Origin of the sequence: Thermocrispum sp., assembly GCF_002919275.1 — a bacterium.
GTDB classification, from domain to species: Bacteria; Actinomycetota; Actinomycetes; order Mycobacteriales; family Pseudonocardiaceae; genus Thermocrispum; species Thermocrispum agreste.
The window spans coordinates 88,382-110,165 of sequence record NZ_PKFA01000052.1 but is presented as its reverse complement, the minus strand read 5'-3'; the positions used below and the strand labels follow the sequence as shown (position 1 = coordinate 110,165).

20 protein-coding genes and 2 pseudogenes are annotated in these 21,784 nt (G+C 70.0%); 1 reads left to right on the top strand and 21 read right to left on the bottom strand.

The window, feature by feature from the left end:
- Window positions 1-48 precede the first annotated feature (48 nt).
- On the bottom strand, window positions 49-864 hold the full coding sequence (tsf, locus tag CXP56_RS13070) for a translation elongation factor Ts (RefSeq protein ID WP_028848011.1): 816 nt from the start codon (window positions 862-864) through the stop codon (window positions 49-51).
- Between the two features lie 30 nt (window positions 865-894).
- Complete coding sequence (gene rpsB / locus CXP56_RS13065; RefSeq protein ID WP_028848010.1) at window positions 895-1,710, bottom strand: 30S ribosomal protein S2; 816 nt, start codon at window positions 1,708-1,710, stop codon at window positions 895-897.
- Between the two features lie 951 nt (window positions 1,711-2,661).
- Between rpsB and CXP56_RS13060 the strand changes: the two genes are divergently transcribed.
- Window positions 2,662-3,225, top strand: coding sequence for a M23 family metallopeptidase (locus tag CXP56_RS13060; protein WP_286901279.1), 564 nt, complete (start codon window positions 2,662-2,664; stop codon window positions 3,223-3,225).
- A 21-nt stretch (window positions 3,226-3,246) separates the two neighbouring features.
- On the opposite strand, the gene CXP56_RS13055 is transcribed toward CXP56_RS13060, so the two are convergent.
- The 19 genes and pseudogenes from CXP56_RS13055 to CXP56_RS12965 all read right to left on the bottom strand — a co-directional run bounded on the left by CXP56_RS13055 (window position 3,247) and on the right by CXP56_RS12965 (window position 21,780).
- A complete protein-coding gene (locus CXP56_RS13055) occupies window positions 3,247-4,182 on the bottom strand; it encodes a FliA/WhiG family RNA polymerase sigma factor (protein ID WP_084609241.1) in 936 nt (311 codons plus the stop codon).
- Complete coding sequence (locus CXP56_RS13050) at window positions 4,154-5,041, bottom strand: tyrosine recombinase XerC (protein ID WP_245566689.1); 888 nt, start codon at window positions 5,039-5,041, stop codon at window positions 4,154-4,156. The genes CXP56_RS13055 and CXP56_RS13050 overlap by 29 nt, the downstream gene beginning before the upstream one ends.
- A gap of 468 nt (window positions 5,042-5,509) precedes the next feature.
- Window positions 5,510-5,671, bottom strand: a pseudogene (locus tag CXP56_RS13045) (site-specific integrase); the annotation flags it as partial.
- 442 nt (window positions 5,672-6,113) lie between these two features.
- Window positions 6,114-7,328, bottom strand: a complete 1,215-nt coding sequence (dprA, locus tag CXP56_RS13040) for a DNA-processing protein DprA (protein WP_084609239.1) — start codon at window positions 7,326-7,328, stop codon at window positions 6,114-6,116.
- A 20-nt stretch (window positions 7,329-7,348) separates the two neighbouring features.
- On the bottom strand, window positions 7,349-8,866 hold the full coding sequence (locus tag CXP56_RS13035) for a YifB family Mg chelatase-like AAA ATPase (protein ID WP_028848008.1): 1,518 nt from the start codon (window positions 8,864-8,866) through the stop codon (window positions 7,349-7,351).
- Window positions 8,866-9,267 carry a YraN family protein gene (locus CXP56_RS13030; RefSeq protein ID WP_051310276.1) on the bottom strand — a complete coding sequence of 134 codons (402 nt, stop codon included), beginning with the start codon at window positions 9,265-9,267 and terminating at the stop codon, window positions 8,866-8,868. Before CXP56_RS13030 ends, CXP56_RS13035 begins: the two co-directional genes overlap by 1 nt.
- Window positions 9,268-10,106: 839 nt before the next feature.
- Window positions 10,107-10,430, bottom strand: coding sequence for a DUF2469 domain-containing protein (locus CXP56_RS13025; protein WP_028848006.1), 324 nt, complete (start codon window positions 10,428-10,430; stop codon window positions 10,107-10,109).
- Complete coding sequence (locus CXP56_RS13020; RefSeq protein WP_028848005.1) at window positions 10,427-11,251, bottom strand: ribonuclease HII; 825 nt, start codon at window positions 11,249-11,251, stop codon at window positions 10,427-10,429. Before CXP56_RS13020 ends, CXP56_RS13025 begins: the two co-directional genes overlap by 4 nt.
- 11 nt (window positions 11,252-11,262) lie before the next feature.
- Window positions 11,263-12,000: pseudogene (gene lepB, locus CXP56_RS13015) on the bottom strand (signal peptidase I); the annotation flags it as partial.
- A gap of 247 nt (window positions 12,001-12,247) precedes the next feature.
- The gene (gene lepB / locus CXP56_RS13010) at window positions 12,248-13,063 is read right to left on the bottom strand and encodes a signal peptidase I (RefSeq protein ID WP_156899235.1); all 816 of its coding nucleotides are present in this window, start codon (window positions 13,061-13,063) and stop codon (window positions 12,248-12,250) included.
- Window positions 13,064-13,095: 32 nt separating this feature from the next.
- On the bottom strand, window positions 13,096-13,455 hold the full coding sequence (rplS, locus tag CXP56_RS13005; RefSeq protein WP_028848004.1) for a 50S ribosomal protein L19: 360 nt from the start codon (window positions 13,453-13,455) through the stop codon (window positions 13,096-13,098).
- A gap of 173 nt (window positions 13,456-13,628) precedes the next feature.
- Complete coding sequence (gene trmD, locus CXP56_RS13000; protein WP_051310213.1) at window positions 13,629-14,396, bottom strand: tRNA (guanosine(37)-N1)-methyltransferase TrmD; 768 nt, start codon at window positions 14,394-14,396, stop codon at window positions 13,629-13,631.
- Window positions 14,397-14,398: 2 nt separating this feature from the next.
- Window positions 14,399-14,905, bottom strand: a complete 507-nt coding sequence (rimM, locus tag CXP56_RS12995) for a ribosome maturation factor RimM (RefSeq protein WP_028848003.1) — start codon at window positions 14,903-14,905, stop codon at window positions 14,399-14,401.
- Window positions 14,906-14,934: 29 nt separating this feature from the next.
- Window positions 14,935-15,174 (bottom strand): RNA-binding protein, encoded by a 240-nt coding sequence (locus CXP56_RS12990; RefSeq protein WP_028848002.1) that lies wholly within the window; start codon window positions 15,172-15,174, stop codon window positions 14,935-14,937.
- On the bottom strand, window positions 15,171-15,734 hold the full coding sequence (rpsP, locus tag CXP56_RS12985) for a 30S ribosomal protein S16 (RefSeq protein WP_028848001.1): 564 nt from the start codon (window positions 15,732-15,734) through the stop codon (window positions 15,171-15,173). Before rpsP ends, CXP56_RS12990 begins: the two co-directional genes overlap by 4 nt.
- 175 nt (window positions 15,735-15,909) lie before the next feature.
- Complete coding sequence (locus tag CXP56_RS12980; protein WP_286901275.1) at window positions 15,910-16,671, bottom strand: CPBP family intramembrane glutamic endopeptidase; 762 nt, start codon at window positions 16,669-16,671, stop codon at window positions 15,910-15,912.
- Window positions 16,668-17,756, bottom strand: a complete 1,089-nt coding sequence (locus tag CXP56_RS12975) for an amidohydrolase family protein (protein WP_211227531.1) — start codon at window positions 17,754-17,756, stop codon at window positions 16,668-16,670. Before CXP56_RS12975 ends, CXP56_RS12980 begins: the two co-directional genes overlap by 4 nt.
- Window positions 17,757-17,787: 31 nt before the next feature.
- A complete protein-coding gene (ffh, locus tag CXP56_RS12970) occupies window positions 17,788-19,347 on the bottom strand; it encodes a signal recognition particle protein (RefSeq protein WP_028847998.1) in 1,560 nt (519 codons plus the stop codon).
- A 117-nt stretch (window positions 19,348-19,464) separates the two neighbouring features.
- Window positions 19,465-21,780 (bottom strand): [protein-PII] uridylyltransferase, encoded by a 2,316-nt coding sequence (locus CXP56_RS12965; RefSeq protein ID WP_286901274.1) that lies wholly within the window; start codon window positions 21,778-21,780, stop codon window positions 19,465-19,467.
- Window positions 21,781-21,784 lie beyond the last annotated feature (4 nt).

The window sequence follows — 21,784 nt, the reverse complement described above, 5'->3', positions numbered from 1 at the left end:
AGTCGGGACGGGGCACAGGCGTCACTCACTTGCCTCGCAGCCCTGACGTCACGGCTGGCCGACCTCGAACCGGACGAACCGGTTGACGGTCACCCCCGCGGCGTCGAGCAGCTGCTTGACGGTCTTCTTGTTGTCGGTCACCGACGGCTGCTCCAGCAGCACGTTGTCCTTGTAGAAGGCGTTGACCTTGCCCTCGACGATCTTGGGCAGCGCCCGCTCGGGCTTGCCCTCCTCGATGGCGGTCTTCTCGGCGATCGCCTTCTCCTTCTCGACGATCTCCGCCGGAACGTCCTCACGGGTCAGGTACCGGGCCTTCAGCGCCGCCACCTGCATCGCAGCACCGCGCGCGGCCTCGGCGTCGTCGCCGGTGTACTCGACGAGCACACCGACGGCCGGCGGCAGGCCGGCACCGCGCCGGTGCAGGTACGTCTCGGTCTTGCCCTCGAAGAACGCCACCCGGCGCAGCTCGAGCTTCTCACCGATCTTGGCCGACAGCGCCTGGATGGCCGACTCGACCGTGCCGCCGTCCAGCTCGGCCGCCTTGACCGTCTCCACGTCGTTGGCCTTGGTGGCCTTGACGACCTCGACGATCTTGTCGGCGAGCGCGACGAACTCCTCGCTCTTGGCGACGAAGTCCGTCTCGGAGTTCAGTTCGATGAGCGCGCCGCCGTTGCCCGCGACCAGGCCCTCGGCGGTGGCGCGCTCGGCACGCTTGCCGACGTCCTTGGCGCCCTTGATGCGCAGGTACTCGACGGCCTTGTCGAAGTCGCCGTCGCTCTCCTCCAGCGCCTTCTTGCAGTTCATCATGCCGGCGCCGGTCAGCTCGCGGAGGCGCTTGACGTCCGCCGCGGTGTAGTTCGCCATGTGTCCGTGTGTCCCTCTCGTGGCTGTCGGTCAGTTGGTGCTGGCAGCGGTCTCGCTGGGCTTGTCGCTGGTGAGCAGCTCCTGCTCCCACTCCGCGAGCGGCTCGTCGCTTGCCACCTCGGGCTTGTCGTCACCTTCGGCCGCGCCGTTGCGCGCGCCCGCCCTGGCCAGCAGCCCTGCCGCAACCGCCTCGGCGATCACCTTGGTCAGCAGCGAAGCCGACCGGATCGCGTCGTCGTTGCCCGGAATCGGGTAGTCGACCTCGTCCGGGTCGCAGTTGGTGTCCAGGATCGCCACGACCGGGATGTTGAGCTTGCGTGCCTCGCTGACGGCGATGTGCTCCTTCTTGGTGTCGACGATCCACACCGCGCTCGGCACCTTGGACATGTCCCGGATACCGCCGAGCGTGCGCTCCAGCTTGTCCTTCTCCCGGGTCAGCATCAGGATCTCCTTCTTGGTCAGACCCTGGAAGCCGCCCGTCTGCTCCATGGACTCGAGCTCCTTGAGCCGCTGCAGCCGCTTGTGGACGGTCTGGAAGTTGGTGAGCATGCCACCCAGCCAGCGCTGGTTGACGTACGGCATGCCGACCCGCCGCGCCTCGTTGGCGATGGCCTCCTGCGCCTGCTTCTTGGTGCCGACGAACAGAATCGTCCCGCCACGCGCGACGGTCTGCTTGACGAACTCGAACGCCTTGTCGATGTAGGACAGCGTCTGCTGGAGGTCGATGATGTAGATGCCGTTGCGCTCCGTGAAGATGTAGCGCTTCATCTTCGGGTTCCAACGGCGGGTCTGGTGGCCGAAGTGGACACCAGAGTCCAGCAGCTGCTTCATGGTGACGACGGCCATGGCCGGAATGCACCTTCTTTTCGCTCGCGGGGCCGGCGAAGCACGCCCGGCCCTCTGGGTCGGTTGTCGCCGCCGCCCGGGTGGACGGCAGCCCTGGTGCGGTGCCGGCACCCTGACCCCACCGTCGGAGGCGGGGACCGCAGAGCACCGTTGCCATGTGCTGGCAGTGCACGCGCACGCGAAGTCAGCTCGCACAGCGAGCCGCCTGTTGCAGTGTACCGGGCGCCCCGGAAGCCGTCCGAGCTGGCCGAACGTCACGACCGCGCGCTCCCCACGCCGGGTGATCACCGGCACCAGCAACGCAGTCGACCAGCACTGACCGGGCTTCGGCTGCAGCTGACACGCGAGAGCGCGCCGCAGCCGACCGCACACCCCGAAACCGGCGCGCCAGGGCTCCGCCGACCGGCGAACGGCCAGCCGGACATCACCGTCCGGGCGGCCCGGCCCGGCCCGGACGGACGAGGAGATCAGGATGGCACGGAAGCGCCGCCGGATCCTGGCCGGACGGCCCCGGGGGGCTGGTCGGGAAGTTGTCCACAGCACGAAGTTGTCCACAGGGCAGCCGAGAACATCCTGATGTCGACAGCAGCATCAGGCGATCCTCGCTGCATGACGAACTCTTCCGCCTCTTTCGCGCGGCGTGGCGCCGCGGGATGCACCAGCCGGTGTGGCCGCCCGATGCTGCCCGCGTTCTTGCTCCTCGGCACAGCATTGGCGCTGGCCGGCCCCGCGACGCTGAGCTTCGCCGATGCCATCGGCCCGCCCGTGGCACTTGCCGAAACCGCACGGCCGGGCGCCGGATCCGTCGAAGCTGTTCGGCTACCCCTTGCCGTCGGCGAAACCACCCGATCGCCGACCGACCTCGGCGAGGGCGCGGGGCCCAGCGCCGAACGCCTCGCTGGAGAGGTGTCGTTCGCGGCTGGCGCAGCCAGTGCCTCGCCGGGGACGACCATGCTTGCAGCGGGCACCGCGGCGACCCCGGACGGTGGCGCAGGACCAGGCCATCCCGACCGCACCAACGATCCGCCCAGGTCGGCTGTCGTGAGCCCGCATGACCCGCGCAGGTCTGTCCGGTCTGCGGCCGAAGGACGATTCGTGTGGCCGCTGCATCCCCCACCACCGGTCGTTCGCGGTTTCGACCCGCCCGAATCGCCCTACGGTGCTGGTCATCGCGGGGTCGATCTTGGTGCGAGCATCGGTCAACCAGTGCTTGCAGCCGGCGCAGGAGTGGTGGTCTTCGCCGGTCAGGTGGCAGGCCGGGGCGTCATCTCCATCGACCACGACGCGATACGCACGACGTACGAACCCGTACGACCGGAGGTCAGCGCGGGCGATCAGGTGTACGCGGGTCAGCGCATCGGCACAGTGGTGGCCAGCCACCGAGGATGCCCCGGAGTATGCCTTCACTGGGGCGCTCGCCGGGACAAGCCTCCGGAATACCTCGATCCCCTCGAGTTGCTGAGATCGCAGTCGGTGATCCGCCTCAAACCCTGGCCACGCGACGCGGATGACTGAGGGGCAGTCCCGGGAAGGCGGCTAGACGGACGCCTGCTCGGTGAGCTTGGCGCGCAGCCGCAGGACCGCGCGGGTGTGCAGCTGGCTGACCCGTGATTCGGTGACGCCGAGCACCTTGCCGATCTCCGCCAACGTGAGGCTTTCGAAGTAGTAGAGGCTCACGATGGTGCGGTCGCGCTCGGGGAGTTGGGCGATCGCGTCGGCCAGCTGGCGCCGGTTGTCCCGGTCGACCAGTACGGACACCGGGTCCGGCGCGTCCTCGTCCTGCAGTGCCTCGACCAGGGAGGCCGATTCACGGCCGGGTGAGAGAAGTTCCTCGAGGGCGACCACGCTGGTCAGCCGCAGCTGCCCGTAGAGGTCGCGCAGCTCGTCGACGGTGATGTCCAGCTCGCGGGCAAGCTCCTCGTCGGTCGGCGTGCGGTTGAGCCTGGCATTGAGCCGTTCGATCGCTCGTTCCACTTCGCGGGCCCGGCTGCGCACCGCGCGCGGCACCCAGTCCTGGGACCGGAGGTCGTCGAGGATCGCACCGCGGATGCGCTGCATCGCGTAGGTCTCGAACTTCCAGCCACGGCTGGGGTCGAACTTCTCGATCGCGTCGACCAGCCCGAAGATCCCCGATCCGATGAGGTCACCGGTGTCGATGTGGGCAGGGAGCCCGGTGCCCACTTTGCCCGCCACGTATTTGACCAGGGGCGCGTAATGCAGCAGAAGGCGATCGCGCAGGCTCCGCGTCGGATTCTCGACGAACTGACGCCACAGCGCGTCGATGGCTTCCTCGGACTGGACTTCGCCGTCGTCCTGCGAGACAGCCGCGGCACGCACTTGCGCCGGAACGTCGTCGCGAAGCTGCCCGGGAACGTCGCGCGATTCGGGGTTCGGAGCGGCATCGGAATCCACGGCCGAGCGAGCCGCCGCGACGCGGGACCGCTCACCTGGCCCTGGGATGCGTTCGGTCATGTATCGCCTTCAGCCGGTCAACGGTGACATGGGTGTAGAGCTGGGTGGTCGCTAGCGTAGCGTGACCAAGTAACTCCTGAACGCTGCGAAGGTCCGCACCCCCATCCAACAGGTGAGTCGCCGCGGTGTGCCGCAGGCCGTGCGGCCCGATGTGTGCCGCGCCAGGGACCGCCGAGGTGGCTTCGCGCACGACCTTGCGCACCGTTCGCTGGTCGATCCGGCGACCGCGCACCCCGAGGAACACGGGAGCATCGTCGTGACTGGATTCGCTTGGCGCAAGTGCTGGGCGGCCACGGTCCAACCACGCGCGTAAGGCCTCGGCCGCCGGCTGCCCGAACGGCACGACTCGCTCCTTGTCGCCCTTGCCGATGACCCGCAGCAACCGGTTGGCGAAGTCGACCTGGCCGATGTTCAGGCTGCACAACTCGGCCACGCGGATACCGGTGGCGTACAGCAGCTCCAGCATCGCGTGATCACGCAGCGCGACCGGATCGTCTTGCTCGGCGCCCAGCGCCGATGCCCGCATCAGGTCGGCGGCCTGGTCCTGGCTCAGCACGGCCGGCAGCGTGCGGTGCGGTCGCGGTGCCTCGAGCCGTTCGCCCGGGTCGACGTCGAGATAACCCCGCCGAGTCGCCCATGCCGTGAATGCCCTGACCGAAGCGGCTTTCCTGGCCAAGGTGGTCCGCGCGGCCCCCGATGTGCGCAGATGGGAGAGCCAGCCGCGCAGTTCGTGAATGTCGAGGCCTTCGATGCCGGCGTCGTCACCGGGCCGCGCCGACCCGATCTCGGACTCCGCCGACCTCCCGACGCCGGCGGGCTTGGCCGCGCGAGCCTCCGACCCGACACCGGCCCCCGCCAGCCCGACACCGGAGGGCTTGGCCGCGCGAGTCACCGACCCGGTGCCAGCCCCCGCAGACGTCGTCTCGGACCCCGTCGACCCGATACCGCCCCTTGTCGACCCGATACCGGATTCCGGCGACCCGCCATCGGAGCCCGCTGGCCCGACACGGGATTCCGGCGACCCTGTTTCGGTTCTCGCCGGCGTGATTCCGAATGGTGTCGCCCTGACCTCGGAATCCAACGATCTGATGTGCGGCTCCGCCGCGTTGCTCGTCGAGTTGGCAGATCCGACGTCGGACGCCGTCATCTCGGGACCAGGCGCATGTGCGCCGGGCGGAGAAGCCTGGCCTTCATTTTCTGCGCCGGGCGGGGAAGCCTGGCTTTCTCCGCGTGTCTCTTCGACGTCTCCGCGACCAGCACTGCTCGACTCCTGTTCGAAGCCGTCGTCCGTTGCCAACGCGGAAGAAAGGTCGATGCCGTGCAAATGAGCCACGAGCGACACGACGTCCCCGACGTACGCCCGGACCGTATGGCGCGACATCCCACGCTCGGCACGGAGATATTGCTCGAACTCGGCCACGATCCGGCCGCACGTGGCGGGCAGCGCATCACGCGCTTGCTTCAGGTGCGGCTTCGCAGCCGGGGACATGCTCCCCATGGGATCAACCTGAGGGAAGCACCGCCGGGCGTCAAGCATCGCGATCTTCGTGTCGCGCCCTGCCAGCCACGCCGCGACTGCCGACACCCAAACGAGTGATTGCCCGCAACCCGACCTATCGGCGCGAACGGGCACCAGATGGTCACCGCAGCCGCGCTGACCAACGCACCGTAGCTTCCCCCGCCCAGCTACGGCACACCGACCAACCCACCACAGCCTCCCCCGCCCAGCTCGCATGACGAGCGACGAAGCTCGTGCTCCCCGCACCCAGCACACCAACGACCGCAACTCAAACCAGCCCGCACCGAACCCGCCACAACCACCCGCACCCGGCACACCAACGACCGCGACGAAACCCAGCCGACGCCGGAGCGGCCACAACGATTCGCGACCGCAGCGCGGGCTGCCGCGGTGGGCGTCGGCGCGCACACCGTCAACACCAGGAGTGAACGCGGGTCCCGGCAGACGGTCCGGAAGTGCTCTCACGCCTCACCGGCTGGTCCTTGGGATCGCCCCGAGCGGTCGCCAGCCGCCAGCCGGACTCCGTCCGCTCGCAAAAACCGTCGATCTCCAGCTCGGGGAGTACAGCCCGGACCGTCCGCTCGGCGACGCCTGCGTCCACAGCGACCTGCTCCACGGACTTCGGTGTCCGGGACAGCGCTTCATGGACCCGGAGCGTGTCCCCGCTCAGCTGGTCCGTCGCCCTGCCAGGTGGCTCCGCTTGGTCGGCGAGGTCAGCTCCCAGCATCCCCACCACCTCCAGCACTTCCGCGGAGGACGTGACCAAGGTGGCGTGCTCGTGCCGGATCAGGTCGTGGCAGCCCGCCGAGGTGGCCGACGTGAGCGGGCCGGGCACGGCCATGACCGGCCGTCCGAGCAGCCGAGCCGTGTTGGCCGTGTTCCGCGCACCGCTGCGCAGCCCGGCTTCGACCACCACCGTCGCCGCGCTCAGCGCGGCCAGCAACCGGTTGCGGACCAGGAAGCGGTGCCGCGCGGGCGGCGTACCCGGCGGGTACTCACTGAGTACGAGACCGCGCTCGGCGATCTTCTCCAGAAGGCGGACCTGGCCTGCGGGATAGCCGACATCCAGCGCGCAGCCGAGCACGGCGACGGTCGTGCCCCCGCCGGCCAAAGCTCCGCGATGCGCCGCCGCGTCGATGCCGTAGGCCGCTCCGGAGAACACTGCGACACCCTCGCCAACCAGCTCGTAGGCCCATTCGGACGCGATGTGCTCCCCGTATCCGCTGGACGCGCGGGAACCGACCATGGTCACGGCACGACCGACGGCTTGATCGAGGCTTCCCCTGCCACGAGCCCACAACGCGATGGGCGCGCTCATTCCCCTGACCCCGCGGGAGCCGGCCACTGTGAGCGACAACAGCGGCCACTCGGGCCACTCGTCGTCCTCGGGCGTGATGAGCCGAGCGCCCTGCTCCGCGGCGGCTCGCTCGATGTCGGCCGAGCTGACCGTCAAGTGCGCCCGCGCTTCCGTCTCCCTGGCCACGGTCGAGGGCACGTCGCGTCGCCGCACGCGTTCGGCCGCTTCGACCGGACCGTGCGTGGCGGCGAACGCGGCCAGCGCCGGCGCAGGTGGCTCGGCGACACGCAGCAGGTAGGCCCGCGCCAGGCGCTCCTCCGTCACCCTCATGTCGGCACCCACAGTCGTCCTCACCCCGGCACCCTCTCGCGGAAATCCATCGCCATGGCGACTTCGGTGCTCGTCGGTACCTCCAGGCCGGCCAGATCAGCCAGCGTCCACGCCAATCGCAGGCACCGATCCGCACCCCGGGCGGTGAGCCGGCCCCTGGCGAGGGCCCGCCGCAACAGCTCGGTCGCTTCGCTTGGCAGAGCGAACTCCTTGCGCAGCTTGGGGCCGGGCACCTCGGCATTGGTGCGCCATCCGTAGGCCGACCAACGGACGCGAGCACGCTCACGCGCCGCGATCACCCGTTCCCGCACCTCCGCCGACGTCTCCCGGCGCTCGGAGCTGTAACACTCCGCAGCCGACACTGGCCGCAGCCGCACGCGGATGTCCACGCGGTCCAGCAACGGGCCGGACAGCCGCCCGAGGTAGCGCCGACGGGCGTGCGGCGAACACGTGCAATCCTCCTCACGCGCCGGGGCACACGGACACGGGTTGGTTGCCAGCACCAGCTGGAAACGGGCCGGATACACCACCACTCCCCGGGCACGCGCCAAGCGCACCTCGCCTTCCTCCAGCGTCGTCCGAAGCGCCTCCAGCCGGTGCGAGCCGAGCTCACAGGCTTCGTCGAGCAGGAGCACGCCGCGATGGGCCTTGCTCACCGCGCCGGGCATGGCCAGCCCGGATCCGCCACCGATCAGTCCTGCGAGCGAGGTCGACGGATGCGGCGCCACCAGTGGCGGCGTCCGCACCAGCGGCGCGGACGGATCGAGCGTGCCGTCGATGGACTGCACCGCGGCAACTTCCAGGGCCTCCTCGTCCGACAGCGGTGGCAGCAAGCCCGGCAACCGCCGCGCCAGCATCGTCTTGCCGACGCCTGGTGGGCCGATCAGCAACACGTGATGACCCCCTGCAGCGGCGACCTCCAGCGCCCACCGCGCGTCCGACTGCCCAGCGACGTCGGCGAGATCGGGCGGCGGCTGCTGCTGTCCAGGACTTGCCGCCGCGTCCGGAGGGGCGGACAGCGGCCGAAGATCGCGCAGCCATTCGACGACATCGACCAGGTCCGCGGCCCCACCCACCTCGATCCCGTCGACCAGCGCCGCTTCCGCCAACGAGGCTTCCGGCACGACTGCCGTCCGTATCCCTTGCGCGCGGGCAGCCAGCAAGATCGGCAGCACGCCGCGCACCGGGCGCACCCGCCCGTCCAAGGCCAGCTCACCGATCAGCACGGTGGCTGCGAGCTTCTCCCTGGGCACGACCCCGCACGCAGCCAGGACCGCGACGGCGATCCCCACGTCGTAGGCCGATCCCTCCTTGGGCAGGTTCGCGGGGGACAAGCCGAGGGTCAGCTGACTGGTCGGCCACGGCAAGCCCGAGTTGCGGATCGCCGAACGTACCCTGTCCTTCGCCTCGCGAACGCCTGCGTCGGGCAGCCCGACCACCTTCGTGCCGGGCAGGCCGGCTCCGATGTCCGCTTCGATCTCGACCAGCCTGCCCTCCAGCCCGACCACGGCCATCGACCAGGCACGCGCGATCGGCATCAGAACGCCCCCGGAATGTGCCGGATCCGCGGCCGTTGCCCCGGGGCGAGGATCACCGCCACCACGTCGAACCGCACCGGCACCGGCGGCACCCCGAACGTGCTCAACCACTTGCTGGCCGCGCGCCGGATGCGCGCGATCTTGCTCGACGTGACGGACTCGGCCGGAGCGCCGCACCGCAGGCCCGACCGCGTCTTGACCTCGCAGACGATCACGCTCGTGCCGTCGTATCCGACGATGTCCAGCTCGCCCTCACGGCACCGCCAATTGCGCGCGAGCAGGGTGCACCCGCGCCGCTCGAGATACTCCGCGGCCAGCCGCTCGCCCTGCCTGGCCAGCTCCCGCTGCCGCTCGACACGTTCGTGGACTGGACCCACCGCAACCCCCAGGTTCGCTGACATCGCCATCCACGATGCTTGTCAGCCCGCGGCGAGAACAGCACACCGAAGCGCAGCTGTGGACAACCGGACGCTTGTGGACAACTCACACGGTGTCCGCCGACCGGCGCCCCAACGCACGCGGACAACCGGACCCTTGCGAACCACCCGCACCGTGACCGCCGACCAGCACCCCAACGCACGCGGACAACCGAACCCTTGCGAACCACTCCGCGCGCGACGGAGTCGGCCGCTCACGACATGGCCGCCCGGCCACGGCCCGGAAGCCACGTTGTGCGCCGGCGAGACCCATCTCGAGCCCCTAGGCGACAGCCACCGCCGAGACTCAAACGACGACGCTGGCGCTCGGGAGGCGGCGAGCATCACGCGCGACGGTGAACAACGCTGACGGCGAGCGACACGGCCCATACAGTCCGCGTTGCCGCCTGTCAGGAGGCAGAGGTCTCGCACCACAGAACCAGAAGCCCCACGACGGGCACGACTGCGCCGTCGGAAATATCGGCCAACCACGATGCCGACGAAGTGGATCGCCAGCACGGGACAGGTGCAAGACGGTCGACGTGAACGTACGGCGTCCGAGCACTACGACCGGTACCGTGCAGCCGGAAGCACATGAACTGAGCGCTGCAGCGCACCCGGCCTCGAGCGCAATGATCCGAGTTCACCCACGACGGCGGTATTGAGCACGTGACGTCGTAACGGCGAGCCCGGCCCGATCACCGAAGAGAGACGCACTGGGTGCGAAAGAGCTCGCACTCGACGAAGCCGAGGACGGAGCCCAGCTGCTCCCGGAAAAGCCGCACCCGAGCGTCACCCGCGGCACGTCGCCGCTGCCCGGCGGCTCACGCCGGGAAGGCGCCGTCCTCCGGCAGCCGCAGGTCGGGCTTCTCCAGCTCCTCCACGTTGACGTCCTTGAACGTGATGACCCGGACGTTCTTGACGAACCTGGCCGGACGGTACATGTCCCATACCCAGGCGTCCGACATGCGTACCTCGAAGTAGACCTCTCCCGCGGCGTCGCGCACCTGCACGTCGACCGAGTTGGCCAGGTAGAACCGTCGCTCGGTCTCCACCACGTAGGTGAACTGACCGACGATGTCGCGATACTCGCGATAGAGCGACAGCTCCATCTCGGTCTCGTACTTCTCGAGGTCCTCCGCGCTCATCCGGTTGCGGCTCCTCCTAGCTGTTCGGCGAGCTCCAAGCTCCCATTCTCTCCCACCTCGAACATCGCGGCACCCAGCGGTTCGGAGGCGCACGCTGCGTTACGGATCGACGCCGCACTGCGCTGGATCCGCCGGGGCGGGACGATACCGTGCTGCATGCCCGCCATGGCCACGTTGGCGAACGACCACCGATGTTCCTCGCACGGCCCGTGGGCGGTCAGCGCGGCGCAGTGCTCCGTTGTGTTGTACCCCTTGTGCACGTCGAAGCCGTACTGCGGATACCGCTCGTGCAGCTCCATCATGATCCGGTCCCTGGTCACCTTGGCCAGCACCGACGCCGCGGCGACGCATGCCACGGCCCGATCCCCCTTGACCACCGGGACGCTGGGCGCCGTCAAGCCGGGCACCCGGAACCCGTCGATGAGCACATAGCCCGGGTGCGGGTTCAGCCGCGCGATGGCCCGGCGCATGCCTGCGATGTTCGCGGCGTGCACCCCGTCGCGGTCGACCTCGTGGGTGGGGACGACCACCACCTCGTAGGCGACCGCGCGCTCCTTCACCTGCTCGAACACCCGCTCCCTGGCCACCGGCGTCAGCAGCTTCGAGTCGGTGAGCTCGGGCAGCTTCCGCGCATCGGAGTGACGAAGCACGCAGGCGGCGACCACCAGCGGCCCGGCGCATGCCCCGCGGCCCGCCTCGTCCACCCCGGCGACCGGCCCGAGCCCGCGCCGGTCGAGGGCACGCTGCAGCGCCCACTTGCCGGAGTCCCGGCGGATCAACGCCCGGTCCGGCCACCACGGAGCCCTGCGGTGTCGCCCCATCACTCGCCACCTTGCGGGTTGTAGTCGCTCACGCCTCCCCATCGTCCCGGCGGCCATACGATGAACTGCGCCTTGCCGATCACGTTCTCCACCGGTACGGTGCCACGGACTCCGCCGCCGCCCTGGAAACGCGAGTCGCTCGAGTTGTTGCGATTGTCCCCCAGCACGAACAGGTGCCCCTCCGGCACCGTGAACTCTTCGAACGCCTGCTGCTTGGGCTGCATGCCCGGCGGGAAGTACAGGTAGGGCTCGTCGAGCGGCTTGCCGTCCACCACGATGCGGTTCTGCTCGTCGCAACACCGTACCCGCTGCCCGCCGACCGCGATGACGCGCTTGATGAAATCCCGGTCGTCCGGCGGCGCCAGCCCGATCATCGACCCCAGCTCCTGGAAGAAGCCGACGATGCCGTCGCTGCGATTGCTCTGCACGTTGTTGACCCACGCGGGCGGCCCGCGGAACACCACCACGTCGCCGGGCTCGGGATCGCCGAACCAGTACGCCATCTTGTTCACCAGCACCTTGTCCGGCGTGCACCCAGGGCAACCGTGCAGCGTCAGCTCCATCGACCCCGACGGGATCATGTACGGCCGCGCGATGAACTGCTGAATCAGGAAGGTCAGCACGATCGCGACCAGGATCAGGATCGGCAGTTCCTTCCAGAACGAGCGTTTCTTCTTCTCCTTGCGCTGCTCTTCCGGTTCCTCCGGAGACTGGCCGGGGAAGCCGGGGCCGTACCCGTGATAATCCACGACCGCCACATTACGGGAGTAGGACGGCACCCTCGCGTGCGACACCACGGTCACGATCGGTGATCGCGGGCAATCCCGCACCGGATGTGATCATGCTCATCCGGGGCGACGTTCCACCCCAGAAGGCCGGCGCGGAAGGTGCCGCTCGCCGGAAGCCAAAGTGCCACTCGCCGGGAGCCACAAGTGCCACTCGCCGGGAGTCACGAGCCGGGCACGATCGCTGCCCGCGCGGGCCGCGCGCTGCCGCTCATCCCGCACCCGACTGCGGGTTGTAGTCGCTGATACCTCCCCACCGCGCGGGCGGCCACACGATGACCTGGGCCTTGCCGATGATGTTCTCCACCGGCACCGTCCCGTTGACGCCACCGCCGCCCTGCACGCGGGAGTCGCTGGAGTTGTTCCGGTTGTCGCCCATGACGAACACCGAGCCTTCCGGCACGGTGATCTCGGGGAACTCCTGCTGGCGGTGACCGCGGCCCGGTTCGAAGTAGAGGTACGGCTCGTCCAACGGCTTGCCGTCGACCACCACGCGGTTCTTCGCGTCACAACAGCTGATGGTCTGGCCGCCGACCGCGACGATCCGCTTGACGAAGTCCCGCTCGTCCGGCGGGGCCAATCCGATCATCGACCCCAGCTCGCGCAGGAAACCGGCTACCCCGGTGCTCTCCTCCACCGGGTCGCCCTCCACCCACGGGTCCGGGCCCTTGAACACCACCACGTCGCCCGGCTGCGGATCGGTGAACCGGTAGGTGAGCTTGTCGACCAGCACCCGGTCCGGGGTGCAGCCAGGGCAGCCGTGCAGCGTCCGTTCCATCGACCCGGACGGAATCATGTACGGCCGGGCGATGAACGTCTGGATCAGAAACGTCAGCCCGAACGCGATCGCCACCAGCAGGGGCAGCTCTTTCCAGAACGACCGCTTGCGCGGCGGCCGGCGGATCCGGTGCGCGCCGCGCTTCGGCCGCGGCCCCCAGCTGGGGTCGTTGAACGTGTAGCTCTGGGCGCGGAGGATTTTCGTCTCGGCTCGAGCGTTGCGGCTCCCCCGACGCGCCAGATTGACCACGCACTCAGATTACGGGAGGAGCACACCCCGCGTCAGGAAGCCGACGGGGCCTCGCGCCGCTCCTTGATCTTGGCCGCCTTGCCGCGCAGGTTGCGCAGGTAGTACAGCTTCGCCCGGCGGACGTCACCGCGCTTGGCGACCTCGATCTTGGCGATGTTCGGCGAGTGCACCGGGAAGGTGCGCTCCACGCCGACACCGAAGGAGACCTTGCGCACCGTGAAGGTCTCGCGGATGCCACCACCGCGGCGAGCCAGCACGACGCCCTCGAAGACCTGCACGCGCTCGCGGTTTCCTTCGATGACGCGGACATGCACCTTGACCGTGTCTCCTGGCCGGAAGCTCGGGATGTCGTCCCGCAGCGACTCAGCCTCCAGCGCGTCCAGGGTGTTCATCGTCTCGTCCGTCCTCGTGCTCGGGTTCGTGCTCGGGCATGCCCAGCCTCGGCTGCCGCATGCCAGGAAGATTGATTCGGCAATGATTCCGCTCCGCGGCTGTCGACCGCGTGCAGCAACTTGCCAAGTATGGCAGACCTGCACGAGCGCGCCGCAGCCGGGTGGATGCAGCGTCACTCGCCCCTCGCTTCCTCCTCGGCCCTGCGTTCCCTGGCGAACTCGGCGAGCACCGCGCGATCGGTGTCGTCGAGCTGGTCGGCGATCTTGGCGATCAGCTCCGGCCGGCGGGCGGCCGTGCGGCGCAGCGCCTGGTCCCGCCGCCACCGCTCGATGCGCGCATGGTTGCCCGACCGCAGCACCTCCGGCACCGCCAGCCCACGCCACACCTCGGGGCGGGTGTAGCAAGGACCTTCCAGCAGGCCGTCGCTGAACGAGTCCTGTTCCGCCGAGGTCGGATTGCCCAGCACGCCGGGCAGCAGCCGCACGATGGCTTCCACCATCACCAGCACCGCCGCTTCGCCGCCGACCAGCACGTAATCACCGATCGACACCTCGTCGACCGGCATGCGGCGGGCAGCGTCCTCGACGACGCGCTGATCGATCCCCTCGTAACGGCCGCACGCGAACACCAAATGCTGCTCTTCGGTGTACTTGCGGGCCATCTGCTGGGTGAACGGCGTACCGGCGGGTGTCGGCACGATCAGCCGCGACTGCTCGGTGCACACCGCGTCCAGCGCCTCGCCCCACACCTGCGGCTTCATGACCATGCCGGGGCCGCCCCCATACGGCGCGTCGTCCACCGCACGGTGCACGTCGTAGGTCCAGTTCCGCAGATCGTGCACCCCGAGGCTGATCAGGCCACGGTCCAGCGCCCGACCCAGCAGCGCCGTACGCAGCGGCTGCAGGTACTCGGGGAAGATGGTCACCACGTCGATCCGCACGGTCAGAACAACCCCTCAGGCGGATCGACCACGACCTTGCCCTGGCGCAGATCGACCGTCGGCACGATGGCGCGCACGAACGGCACCAGCACCTCACGCCCGTCGAAATCCACTGCGAGCAGCTCTCCACCCGGCGTGTGCACGACCTCTTTCACCGTGCCCCGGGGGGTACCGTCGGCGAGCTCGACCGCCAGCCCGCTGAGCTGGTGGTCGTAGAACTCGTCCTCGTCCTCGGTCGGCGGCAGCTCGTCGGTGTCGGCCAGCAGCAGCGCCCCGCGCAACCCCTCGGCGGCCGTCCGGTCGACGATCTCGGCGAAGCGCACCAGCAACCTGCTGCCGTGCGGGCGAGCCGAGGAGACGGTGAGCTGCCTGGTCCGCTTGTCGCGCAGCCGCGCGCGCACCACCGCATCCTCGGCGAACCGCACCTCCGGCACGTCGGTGCGGGGATCGACGGCCACTTCCCCGCTGATGCCGTGGGCCTTGGCGACCAGGCCGACGACGACCTCCACGCGCGACCTCCCCACCAGCGGGTGGACGGCTAGCCGTCGGTGTCGACGACGTCGACCCGCACGCCCCGGCCGCCAATCCCGCTCATCACCGTGCGCAGCGCGGTGGCGGTGCGGCCACCACGGCCGATGACCTTGCCCAGGTCGTCCGGGTTCACGTGCACCTCGAGGGTGCGCCCCCGCCGGGTGGTGATCAGCTCCACCCGGACGTCGTCGGGGTTGTCCACGATCCCCCGGACCAGGTGCTCGAGCGAATCGGCGAGGAAACTCACTCTTGGCCGGCCTTACCCTCGGCAGCGGCCTGCTCGCCGGCGTCGGCCTTGGCCTCGGCCGCCTCGTCGGCCTTCTTCGCCTCGGCCTTGCCGGACTTGGCGTCCTTGGCCTTCTTCTCGTCCTTGCCCTTGTCGCCGTCCTTGGCCTTCTTGCCCTCGGCCTTGTCCTTCTTGCCGGACTTCTTCTTGCCCTCGGTGGCGTCCGCCTCCGGGCGGCCGCCCGCCTCCTCGAGGGCCTTGGCGAAGATCTCCTCCTTGGACGGCTTGGGCGGGGCGACCTTCAGCTTGCCCTCGGCACCCGGCAAGCCCTTGAACTTCTGCCAGTCGCCGGTGATCTCCAGGATGCGCTGCACCGGCTGGGTCGGCTGCGCGCCGACCTTCAGCCAGTACTGGGCCCGCTCGGAGTCAACCTCGATGAAGCTCGGCTCCTGCTTCGGGTGGTACTTGCCGATCGTCTCGATGGCCTTGCCATCCCGACGGGTGCGCGCGTCGGCGACGACGATCCGGTAGTAGGGGTTACGGATCTTGCCAAGGCGCTGCAGTCTGATCTTGACGGCCACGTGTGTGGGACTCCTCGTTCGTTCGCACTTCGGTTGGTCGACCGCGCGCGATCCGAGTGGGGGCGGATGCTGCAGTCGCAGGATTCTCAGGCTCCGGGCGCGGTGAGAGGGTCCGGCCGAAGCAGCAAGCAAACATTCTGCCAGATGGCCCGATCGGGCATGACAGCCGTACCCACTACACCTGCATCGCGCCGAGCGCGGTGAGCAGGAGGGCCAGTGCGGGCAGGAAGTTGTTCACCTGGTGGGCGACGATGCTGCCGAGCAGCCTGCCCGTCACCAGCCTGGCCAGGCCGATCGGGATCGAGATGACGATCAGCAGGCTGGTGCGCAGCGGCTCCAGGTGGCTGGCCGCGAACACGCCGGTGGACAGCACGAACGCGGCCACCCTCCCCCAGCGTTCCTTGCCCCAGTGCAGCCGTTCCACCGCGCCCCACAGCAGCCCGCGGAAGATGATCTCCTCGCAGATGGGCCCGACCAGCCACAGGTAGAGGAACAGCACGACGGCGGCCTGCACCGACAGCCGGGTGTCCTGCACCAGGGTGCCGATCGCCGACGTGGCGTTCTCCTTGCCGACGATCTGGGTCCACACCGCCACGCCGATCGTGGTGACCACCAGGCCGATCAAGCCGAACCGCAGCCCGGTCCGCACGTCGTCCCAGCGGAACTGCAGGCGGAGGTCGGTGAGCGGGCCGTTGCCGCGCAGCACAGTGATCAGCAACGCCACGCCGGCCGCCACCACGGTCGGCGTGATGGTGCCGATGAGGATGTCGCGCATCGGCACCGGCGCCCCCGGGGCGCGGCCCTCCCGCAGCAGCGCGGACACCATCGCGGCAGTGGCCAGCAGCACGGCTTCGACCAGCAGGAAAGCACCGAAGCCCCAGCGGTGGCTCGGCGGCCGTTCGGCGCCGGTCACCGGCGCGCCCGGCTCGGTGGTCACCGCACCACCGCGCCGCGCAACACGCCGCACACCGGACGGCGCAGCACGCCGATGTCCTCCCTCGGATCGGCATCGAACGCCAGCAGGTCCGCTTCGCCGCCGTCGACGATGCCGGAGTAGCCCAGCCACTCCCGCGCCCGCCAGGACGCGGCCCCGATCGCCTCGGTGGTGCTCAGGCCGGCGGCGTGCAGCAGCTCGATCTCGTCGACGATGCGGCCGTGCGCGACCACGCTGCCCGCGTCGGTCCCCGCGAACAGCTCCACGCCCGCGTCGATGCACGCCGCGATGACGTCCGGATTGCGGCGGTGCAGGTCCAGCATGTGCTGCGCGTACACCGGATACTTCACCGCCTGCGCCGCGATGTCCGGGAAGTTGGCGATGTTGGTCAGCGTCGGCACCAGCGGGATGCCGCGGCGCACCATTTCCGCGATCGTCTCGTCGGTCAGGCCGGTGCCGTGCTCGATGCAGTCGACGCCCGCGGCCAGCAGGCCGGGCAGGGCGGCTTCCCCGAAGACGTGCGCGGTCACCTTGCCGCCCGCCTCGTGCGCCACCTTCACCGCCTGGTCGAGCACGTCGTCCGGCCACAGCGGGGCGAGGTCGCCGATCTCCCGGTCGATCCAGTCGCCGACCAGCTTCACCCAGCCGTCGCCGTAGGCCACCTGCTCGGCGACCACCTCCGGCAGCCGCTCCGGCTCCTCGAGGTCGATGGCGAAGCCCCGCAGATAGCGCTTCGGCCTGGCCAGGTGCCGCCCGGCCCGGATGATCCTGGGCAGGTCGGCCCGGCCCTGCAACCCGCTGGTGTCGAGCGGGGCACCGCAGTCGCGGATGAGGAACACGCCGGCGTCGCGCTCCACGATCGCCTGCTGCTCCGCCTCGGCCAGGTCGGTGATCGGACCGCCCGGCCCGATGCCGATGTGGCAGTGCGCGTCGACCAAGCCGGGCAGGATCCACACGTCGGTGGCGATGGTGCGGGCCCCGGGCACCTCAGTGAACGAGATCCGGCCGTCGGCGACCCAGATGTCCCGCCGGACTCCGTCGGGCAGCACGACACCGGAGAGGTGCAAAGGCGGCAGCGACGACGTCATCGGCACGCCCCCTGGAAATCAACTCGGAAGGTCAGTTCTCGTCGGTCTTCTTCGGCAGCTTCAGCTTGCCCGGGTCGAACCCCGGGGGCAGGTCGTTCATGCCGCCGCCCAGCTTCGACAGGTCCGGCATCCCTCCCGGCATGCCACCGGGCAGTCCGCCCGGCATGGCGGGCAGTCCGCCCGGCATCCCGGGGAAGCCCCGCACCTTGGGCTGGGTTGGTCCCTTCTTCTTGCCCTTCTTGCCCTTCTTGCCCTTGCGGGTCTTGCTCACCCGCCTGACGCCGAGGCCGAATCCGCCCGCCATCTGCTGCATCATCTTGCGGGCCTCGAAGAACCGGTTGACCAGGTCGTTGACGTCCCGCACCTGCACACCGGATCCGCGCGCGATGCGCAGTCGCCGGGACGCGTTGATGATCTTGGGGTTGGCGCGTTCCTCCGGCGTCATGCCGCGGATGATGGCCTGCACCCGGTCCAGGTGTTTGTCGTCGATCGCGGCCAGCTGGTCCTTCATCTGCCCCGCCCCGGGCAGCATGCTGAGCAGGTTGGCGATCGGGCCCATCTTGCGCACCGCGAGCATCTGCTCGAGGAAGTCCTCCAGCGTCAGCTCACCCGCCGACATCTTGGCCGCGGCTTCTTCCGCCTTCTGCTGGTCGAACGCCTTCTCGGCCTGCTCGATCAGGGTGAGCACGTCGCCCATGCCCAGGATGCGCGACGCCATCCGGTCGGGGTGGAAGACGTCGAAGTCCTCGAGCTTCTCGCCGTTGGAGGCGAACAGGATCGGCTGGCCGGTGACCTCGCGCACGCTCAGCGCGGCACCGCCGCGGGCGTCACCGTCCAGCTTGGTGAGCACCACCCCGGTGAACCCGACGCCGTCGCGGAACGCTTCGGCCGTGGTGACCGCGTCCTGGCCGATCATCGCGTCGACCACGAACAGCGTCTCGTCCGGCTGCACCCGGTCCCGGATGTCCGCGGCCTGCTTCATCATCTCTTCGTCGATGCCGAGCCGGCCCGCGGTGTCCACGATCACCACGTCGTGCTGCCCGCGCCGCGCTTCGTCGATGCTGCGCGCCGCGACGTCGACCGGGTCGCCGACGCCGTTGCCCGGCTCCGGTGCGAAGACGGCCACGCCCGCGCGCTCGCCGACCACCTGCAGCTGGGTGACCGCGTTCGGCCGCTGCAGGTCGCAGGCCACCAGCAGCGGTGAGTGGCCCTGCTTGCGCAGCCACAGCGCCAGCTTGCCTGCCAGCGTGGTCTTACCGGAACCCTGCAGACCAGCGAGCATGATCACCGTCGGCGGGTTCTTGGCCAGGTTCAGCCTGCGGGTCTCGCCGCCGAGGATGGCGACCAGCTCCTCGTTGACGATCTTGATGACCTGCTGGGCAGGGTTGAGGGCCTCGTGCACCTCGGCGCCTTTGGCCCGTTCCTTGATGCGCGCGATGAACGTGCGCACCACCGGCAGCGCCACGTCGGCCTCGAGCAGCGCGATGCGGATCTCGCGGGCGGTCGCGTCGATGTCGGCATCGGTCAGCCTGCCCCGGCTGCGCAGGTTCTGCAGGACGGAGGTGAGCCGGTCGGAAAGGGTCTCGAACACGGGCATGTACTCCAGCGGTCGTCGGTGACGGGCATGATGGCCCACCCGCAACGGTATCAACACCGCAGCCGCGCCCACCTGCACACACGACGCTTCCCGGCACGGCGGGTGCGACGGTCACCGCGCGGCGGCCAGCACGGCCCGCTCGACGGCCCGGCGCCATGCCTCGTCGCGCGGATCGCCCGTCACGGCCCGCACCGCGAAGGCGTCCACGCATGACGAGCCGAAAGTGGCCACCCGTGCCCATTTGACCGTCGCCCTTGACCGGCCGAGCGCGGTCGCCACCCGGTGCAGCAGGCCGATGCGATTGGTGGCGCGCAGCTCGAGCAAGGCGACGTCGGCCCCTTCGGCCTCGTCGTCGAACCACAGCACCGTCGGCTCGACGCGACCGCCGTCGCCCGGGTCGTAGTCGCGCTCCTTGGCGGCCAGCTGCTCGGCGAGCGCAAGGCGCCCGGTCACCGCACGGACGACCTTCTCCCGGAGCAGTGCATCGTCCGGCGGACTGCCGAAACGCGGCGCGGCGTGCAACACGGCGACCGCCACGTCCCGGTCCTCGTGCTGGGTGGCCGCGGCGACTTCGAGCGACGACAGGGCCAGGGCACCGGCCACCGGCGCCAGCAGGGCGACGTCGCGTCGCGCGGCGACGGTGATCGTCGCCACGGCCCCGTCGGAGGTGACCAGCACCTCGGGACGGCCGGACGCCCGGCACCGCGCGGCCAGCTCCTGCTGCTCGGCGGTCAGCGGATCGGGCGCGACCGGCTCCACTCCGCGGATGAGCTGCCTGCACCTGGCCACCAGCTCGGCGACCAGCTTGGCCTTCCACGGCGTCCACATCCCCGGCCCGGTGGCCAGCGAGTCGGCCTGGGTCAATGCGTGCAGCAGCTCGAGCAGCAGCGCATTGCCGTCGATGGTGTCGACGACCCGCCGCACCGTCTCGCGCTCGGTGATGTCGCGCCGAGTGGCCACGTGCGGCAGGAGCAGATGGTGCCGCACCATACCGGTGACGACGGCGACGTCCTCGTCGGGCAGCCCCAGCCGCTGGGTCACCTGCCGCGCGATGTCGGCACCGATCACCGAATGATCGGCGCCGCGTCCCTTGCCGATGTCGTGCAGCAGCGCGCCGATCAGCAGCAGATCCGGCCTGGCCACGCTGGTGGTCAGCTTCGCAGCTTCCACGCAGGTCTGCACCAGATGCCGGTCGACGCACCACCGGTGCACCGGCTCGGCGGGCGGCAGGTCGCGGACGGCACCCCACTCCGGCAGCAGGCGGCTCCACAGGCCGAGGGTGTCCAGTGCCTCGATCACCCCGATCAGGCCTTCGCCTGCCCCGAGCAGCGCGATCAGCTCGCTGCGCGCGTCCGCCGGCCACGGCTGCCGGAGTTCCGGTGCCGAATCGGCCAGAGTGCGAAGCGTGCCGTGCGCCACCGGCCTGCCGGTGTGCGCCGCGGCCGCGGCGACCCGCAACAGCAGCGCCGGGTCCTTGGCCGGGTTGGCGCCACGCGCCAACGCGACCTCGTCGCCGTGCAGTACGACCCCCTCGGCCAGCGGTCTACGGCGCAGCCGGCGAGTACCTCCGGTGGCCGACCGCAACGCCACCTCGAGCGCGTAGCGGACCGCGCGCGCACCCGAGTACAGCTGTTTGAGCAGCGCGAACCGATCACCGAAGCCCATGTCGGCGGCGATCTTGTCGGCCTGTTCCGCGCTCAGCACGTCCCGGTTGCGGCGCAGCTCGAGCCGCAGCTCGGTGCGAATGTCCAGCAGCAACCGCTTCACCTGCCGCAGCTCGTCGTCCAGCCGGTCGATCAGCTGAGCCGCGGCCAGCGCCTCCAGCACGGCGATGTCCCGCAGGCCCCCGCCCGCGTGCTTGAGGTCCGGCTCCGCCGACTGCGCGAGATGGCCGCTGCGCCGCCACCGCTGGCGCACCGCGTCAGCCAGCTCGGGCAGGCGCTTGCGTGCCGTGCGTCGCCACTGCTGCCTGGCCGCGGTGGCGAGCCGGGCGGCCAGTTCCTCGTCTCCGGCGATCGCCCGCACCTCGAGCAGGCCCATCGCGGTGCGCAGATCACTCCGCGCCACCGACAAGGCCTCGTCGCCGGTGCGCACGGCATGGTCGAGACCGACCTTGGCGTCCCACAGCGGGTACCAGAGCGCATTGGCCATCCGGTCCAGCACCGGCCGCGGCGTCGTGCCGTCGTGCAGCAGCACCAGGTCCAGGTCGGAGTACGGCACCAGCTCACGGCGGCCGAGGCCGCCGACCGCGACCAGCGCGACGCCGCCGGGCATGCCGGGGTCGCCGACACCGGCCGCCGCCGCGGCCTTGCTGAGCCAGAACTCGTACAGGTCGCACAGCGCGGCGCGCAGTTCACCCGCCGCCAGCCGACCGTGGCGGCGGCCAAGCAGTCGCTCGGCCGCCGCCACCAATTCACCGACGTCCACGAGT